Below are 5,875 nucleotides of genomic sequence, written 5' to 3'. Positions count from 1 at the left end.
GGGGCCGCGACGGGGTCGCGGCCGAGGGGGTGGGGACCCGGGACGGCCCGGCCCGCACGAGGCGGACCGGGCCGGGCGGTCAGAACGAGATCGAGGTGTCGATGAACTCGTTGGTGTACAGGTCCTCGGGGGTGTAGCCGTCGGCGGGCGGCGTGCCGAGGTCGGTGTAGACCGTGCTGGCCTTGTCGAAGAAGTCCGCGAAGCGGGCGTCGTCGAAGTTGCCGTAGGTCGAGTCGGGGCCGTCGCCGACCAGGCCGAGGTCGATCTGCGTCTTCACCGAGTAGTCGGCCACGCCCTGCGTGTAGGTCCAGCCGGTGTCGTACTCCTCGACGAGCTGCAGGATCAGGTCGTTGGCGGCCGTCGGGTCGGCGTAGTACGCCACGCCCGCCTTCTGGAGCACCGGGACGAGCTTCGTGAGGCAGGGCGAGAGCTCATCGAAGTCGGCGGCCTTCACCGACATCGACGACTGGTAGGTCTGCCATCCCGAGTCGTGGATGAGGGCGAACTCGACGGGCTTGCCCCAGGCCGAGACCTCGTTCTGGTACACGTACGGTTCCGCCGAGGCGAAGCCCTGCTGCATGTCCTTGCCGCCGGCGGCGACGAAGTTCGACGGGGTGCCGTCGTACGAGCCGTCGAGGATCGCCGGCGTCGCGAGTCCGGCGCTCTTGAGGTACTCGATGTAGGCCGAGCCGTCGAAGTAGCGCCACACGCCGCCATTGCCCTCGAGGGCCGGGGCGACGTCCTGGATGGTCTTCACGTCGGGGTAGGTCTCGGGGTCCCACATGACCATGGTCGGGCTGATGTCCAGCGGCGCCATGACCGCCTTGGTGGGGGTCGTGCTCGAGAGCTGGATGGCCTCGTCCGTGCTGACGTAGCCGAGGGTGATGGCGTCGTCCTGGTACATCTGGGCCGAGACGGTCTGGAATCCGATCGCGGGTCCGCCGGCGCGAATCTCGAGGTTCACGCCGGTGTACTCGCCGTCCGACATCAGCGGACCGGTGACGGCCTTGGTGTTGGCGTCGACCGTGAAGTCGTCCTTGATCATCTCGTAGAGGTGACCGTGTTCGGCTTCGGGGTTCCAGTCGGTCTGCACGACGATCGTCGCGGGGCAGTCGGCCGAGAGGTCGACCGACCCGATGGTGAGGTCGGAGCTCGGTGCGGCCTGATCCGCGGCGCTGCCGGCGCACGAGGTGAGCGTGAGGGCCATCGCGAACGCGCCGGTGACGGCGGTGCCGCGAACGAGGGTGCTGCGCTTCATGCTGTTTCGCTTTCTGTGACGGTGGAGCTCTCGGGTACGGAAGGTGGTGCAGGACGGGGGATGCCACGGCCGCGGGCACGCTCGAGAGAGCGATGCCGTGGCATCCGGGATCTGGTGTTTCGTCGGGCGGGTGGGGTCAGCGCGCTGCTTCGTACCAGCGGCCGACGGCGACCTTGGACAGCCAGCCGAAGAGCGCGAAGATGACCACGCCGAGGAGGCACGCCGCGAGGATCGAGGCGAACAGCTCGGCGCTCTGCAGACGCGACTGGTAGTTGGAGATGAGCGAGCCGATGCCCGGCTCCCCGCGGCGGAAGAAGTAGTCGCCGACGATCGCGCCGATGACGGAGAGACCGGCCGAGGTGCGCATGCCGACGAAGATCGACGGGAGCGCGGCGGGGAGGGTCAGCTTGGTGAGGACCGTCCACTTGTTCGCCTTCTGCAGGCGGAAGAGCTCCCGCTGCGACTTGTCCACCGACTGCAGGCCGAACAGGGTGTTCGACACCATCGGGAACAGCGCGATCAGGATGCAGACGATCACGCGGGCCGTGAACTCGTAGCCGAACCAGAAGCCGACCAGCGGCACGAGCGCGAGGATCGGGATGCACTGCAGGATCACCGCGTAGGCGTAGGTGCTGCGCTCGACCCAGCGGGCGAGCGACATCGCGATGGCCCAGCCGATGCCGATCACCATGGCGACCGCGAGGCCCGTGAGGGCGACACCCGTGGTGCGGAACAGCGCGGTCCAGATGTCGACGCTGACCTGCGGGTCGAAGAAGCCCTTGGTGAACATCTCGTGCGGCATCGGCAGGAGGAAGCCCTTGCCCGTGGCCGTGAGGATGCCGGCGATGAGGTACCAGATCCCCACGAGGACCGCGAGCACACCGAGCGGCGGTCCCGCGAGGATGAGCGCGCGCGCGACCGGGCCGCGCCCGCTCGGTGGAGCCTTCGGCGTCGTGTCGGTGGGCGGAACGGGGGTGGATGCCGTGGGCTCGGACGTCTCGGAGACGACCGGCTCTGCAGAGGTGGTGCTCATGAGTGTCCTTCCCGGAGGGCGTGGGAGACCTCGCCGACGAGCTGGGCGAACTCGCCCGTGTAGCGGATCTCGGGGTCGCGCGGCATGTCGAAGGGGACCTCGAACGTGTCGACGAGGTGACCCGGGCGACCGGACATCACGACGACCTTCGTGGAGAGGTACACCGCTTCGGAGACCGAGTGGGTGATGAACAGTCCGCCGAACTTCTGCTCGACGAAGATCTTCAACAGCTCGTCGTTCAGGCGCTCGCGCGTGATCTCGTCGAGGGCGCCGAACGGTTCGTCGAAGAGGAAGAGTTCGGGGTCGAGGGTGAGAGAGCGGGCGAGAGACGCGCGCATCTTCATGCCGCCCGACATCTGCTTGGGGAGGTGCTTCTCGAATCCGTTCAGACCGACCAGGTCGATCGCCCACTTCGCCTTCGGTGTGCGGGTCCGCTTCGGCTGCCAGTTGAGCTCGGCGAGGAGCTCGACGTTGGACTGCACGTCGCGCCACGGCAGGAGGGTCGCGTCCTGGAACACGTAGCCGATCCGGTCGGTGTTGACCGTCGCGGTGCCCTCGCTGGCGGATTCGAGCCCGGATGCGATGCGCAGGAGGGTCGACTTGCCGCAGCCGGACGGCCCGACGACGCTGACGAATTCGCCGCGCTCGACGACCAGGTCGACGCCGGAGAGGGCGGTGGTGCCGTTGGGGAACGTCATGGCGACGTTCCGGAAGTCCAGCAGCGGGGCCGCGGGGTCCGCGAGCGTGGCTGCCGGGGAGGGGGAGGCGAGGGTCACGGAACGCTCACTTTCCGGTCGGGACGAGGGTCGGAAGCGCCGGCGCGGGTGCGTCGGCGAGGGGCGTGCGGGAGGGAAGGGCGGTCTGCGTCGTCACCGTCGTGCGGCTGACGACGCGTCCGCGGTGGAGCACGACGCGGTCGGCGGAGGCGAACGCGACGGCTTCGCCGAGAGAGGCGGCCCGGACGGCGACGAGGTCGGCGCGGGCGCCGGGGATCGGCCCGGCGATCGGGAGGCTCATGACGTCCCGCGCGCCGGAGGTGACGGCATCCACCGCGTCTTCGGGGGCCAGGTGGCCCGCAGCGACCAGCAACGACGCCGTTTCGAGGTGGTCGCAGCGGCCCACGGGGTTGAAGGGGTCGCGCACGTTGTCGGCGCCGGCGGCGACGCGGACGCCGGCGGCCTGGAGGCGGCCGATCGGCGCGATTCCGCGCGGCACGGCGTAGTCGTCCTCCCACCCCTGGAGGTACAGGTTGGTGATCGGCAGGGCGATGACGCCGATGTCGGCGGCGCGCACCTCGGCGGCGAGGGCCGCGAGGTCCTCGGTCGGCATCATGCTCAGCCGCACGCAGTGACCCGCGGTGCGGGGGCGGTGCCAGCCGGCGACCGCGCGGGCGTAGGCGGCCAGGGTGTCGGCCCCGGCGAGGCTCTCGTCGGTGTGCAGGTCGATACCGACGTCGCGACGGCGGGCGATCGCGACCAGGCGCATGAGGTCGGCGATCGGATCGTCGGCGAGGTGCGGCGCTCCACCGACGAGGTCGATCCCCGCGTCGAGGGCGTCGTCGAAGAGCGCGTCCGGGACGGTCGGTCCGCCGAGCGCGACGAGTTCGATGTCCATGAGGCCCCGCAGCTCATCGCGCAGCCGGACGAGGGCCCGGACGCCGACGAGGGCGTCGTCGCCGCGGAGCAGGTCGACGTGCGTGCGGACGGCGGTGATCCCGGATGCCAGCATCCGCAGCGCCGTGGAGCGCGCCCGGTCGAGCGTGTCCTCCTCGTCGAGCGTCATCGCGAAGGCGTGCCAGCTCTCGATGGCGCGCTCGAGGTCGCCGAACGGGGGCCGGATGGCATCCCACGACTGCGACTTGTCGAGGTGGGCGTGCGGCTCGGCGCCCGCGGCGGTGATGACGTACCCCGTGAGGTCGAGCGCCTCGCCGCCGGTCTCGGGGAGAGGGGTGCCGGCGGGGACCACCGCGACCACCGTCTCACCGTCGATCGCGATGTCCACGAGCGCGCCCGAGGCCAGTCGCGCGTTGTGGATCGCGGTGATCGAGACGGGTGGAGCGGCGGACACGAGGACCTCCGGAGAATGAGGGAAGGGATGCCACGTCGTCGAGGCGAGTGCCGTCGGGAGCGGCTTCCCAGTGTTGGTGTGACCAACATCCGGGCTGTTTCCGATGCTAGGAACCGGTCGTTTCCGTCGTATTTCCCGCTCGTGACCCTCGTGACAAACCTGCCGCGCGCGTGCAGAGGCCGTGGCCCGAGGGGCCGGGGCTCAGCGTCGCGTGGCGAATGCCGTGCGCGCCTCGCGGTAGACCGCGTCGATGCGGTCGACGTGCCGATCGAAGTCGAGGCCGGCCGCGCTCGCGATCGCCCCCGCCGTGACCGCGGCGCGCAGATCGGCGTCGGTCGCGAGGCGGTGAAGTGCGGCCGCGAACGCCGCGGGCGTGGCGTCTGCCGCCACGACACCGTTCTCACCGTCGACGACCAGCTCTCCGGCGGCCGCGGGGGTGGCCACGACCGGTCGGCCGAGCAGCAGGCTCTCGGCGATGACGAGACCGAACGTCTCGGGCCACAGCGAGGGGAAGACGAGCGCCGTGGCGGAGCGGATCAGGGCGCCCTTCGTCTCGGCATCCACCCATCCGACGTATGTCACCCCGACTCCGACGGCCGCCTCGACGGCCGCGCGCTCGGGGCCGTCGCCCGCGATGACGAGGTCGGCGTCGAGGCGCGCGTCGGCCCACGCGCGCAGGAGCAGGTCGATGCCTTTGGATGCCTGCAGTCGTCCGAGGAAGACGAACCGCGGGCGGGAGGGGGACGCGGTTGCGGTGACAGGGAGCGGCGGCGCCGGCCAGCCGTGCGCGACGACCCGGCTGAGCGCTGGGGCCGCACCGAAGCCGAGTTCGAGGTGCCGGGCCCGCGTGCGTTCGCTGGGGAACACGATCGTCGTCGCTCGCCGCGCCGACAGCGCCACGATGCGCGCCCGCAGTCGTTGCGCGGGGCCGAGACGCGGGGGCAGGACGCCGTCGCGGAGGGTGGTCGAGGTGGTGTCGACGAGGCAGAAGTCATGCGCAGTGTGGACGACCGGGGCGCTCCGCGCGCGCAGGATGCTCGCTCCCACGCCCTGGAAACGGTGGACATGCACGAGGTGACGACCGTCCTGCACGCGGCGGTAGGCGCGCGGGCGCACGATCGCGTGCGCCAGGTCGAGGCCGTGGAAGACCGCGCGCGCGAGCGCCGACGAGCCGTGCCGGTCGGGCGCGTACGGTCGCCACGTCGGCCGGACCGTCACCCGGATCCCGGCCGCGGCGGCGCGGGCGATGCTGTCGCCGTCGGCGACGGCCGTGACGATCTCGACATCGTGTCCGCGTGCCCACTGCGCCGCGGCGAGGGAGAAGATGTACGCCTCCGCACCACCCCACGGGGTGACGAACGTGCTGTGGAGGTGGGTGATCTTCATCGCGATCCGTCCTCCTCCCGCGCGGGCCCGGACAGCCGCCGCCCCACACGGTACGGGCGCTTCGCGGCTCGAGAGGCCGCCTTCGCCCCGCCGCCCGGTGAGCCGCAGTGCTGTTCACACGTCGCCTCGCG

General features: G+C 71.0%; 5 protein-coding genes. All 5 read right to left on the bottom strand.

All coding sequences use genetic code 11. From position 1 onward, the window contains the following. Window positions 1-79 precede the first annotated feature (79 nt). Complete coding sequence (locus D8Y23_RS16065; RefSeq protein ID WP_128219045.1) at window positions 80-1,258, bottom strand: ABC transporter substrate-binding protein; 1,179 nt, start codon at window positions 1,256-1,258, stop codon at window positions 80-82. A gap of 136 nt (window positions 1,259-1,394) precedes the next feature. Then, entirely contained in the window at window positions 1,395-2,291 is an 897-nt protein-coding gene (locus D8Y23_RS16060) for an ABC transporter permease (protein ID WP_128219044.1), read from the bottom strand. Continuing rightward, the gene (locus D8Y23_RS16055) at window positions 2,288-3,067 is read right to left on the bottom strand and encodes an ABC transporter ATP-binding protein (RefSeq protein ID WP_205797351.1); all 780 of its coding nucleotides are present in this window, start codon (window positions 3,065-3,067) and stop codon (window positions 2,288-2,290) included. The genes D8Y23_RS16060 and D8Y23_RS16055 overlap by 4 nt, the downstream gene beginning before the upstream one ends. Window positions 3,068-3,074: 7 nt before the next feature. After that, window positions 3,075-4,358 carry an amidohydrolase family protein gene (locus tag D8Y23_RS16050; protein WP_128219043.1) on the bottom strand — a complete coding sequence of 428 codons (1,284 nt, stop codon included), beginning with the start codon at window positions 4,356-4,358 and terminating at the stop codon, window positions 3,075-3,077. A gap of 201 nt (window positions 4,359-4,559) precedes the next feature. Then, window positions 4,560-5,744 (bottom strand): glycosyltransferase family 4 protein, encoded by a 1,185-nt coding sequence (locus D8Y23_RS16045; RefSeq protein ID WP_128219042.1) that lies wholly within the window; start codon window positions 5,742-5,744, stop codon window positions 4,560-4,562. Between the last annotated feature and the right edge of the window lie 131 nt (window positions 5,745-5,875).

This window comes from Microbacterium enclense (genome assembly GCF_004022425.1).
In the GTDB taxonomy this organism is placed as follows: Bacteria; Actinomycetota; Actinomycetes; order Actinomycetales; family Microbacteriaceae; genus Microbacterium; species Microbacterium enclense_A.
This window is presented reverse-complemented; position numbering and strand designations above follow the sequence as displayed.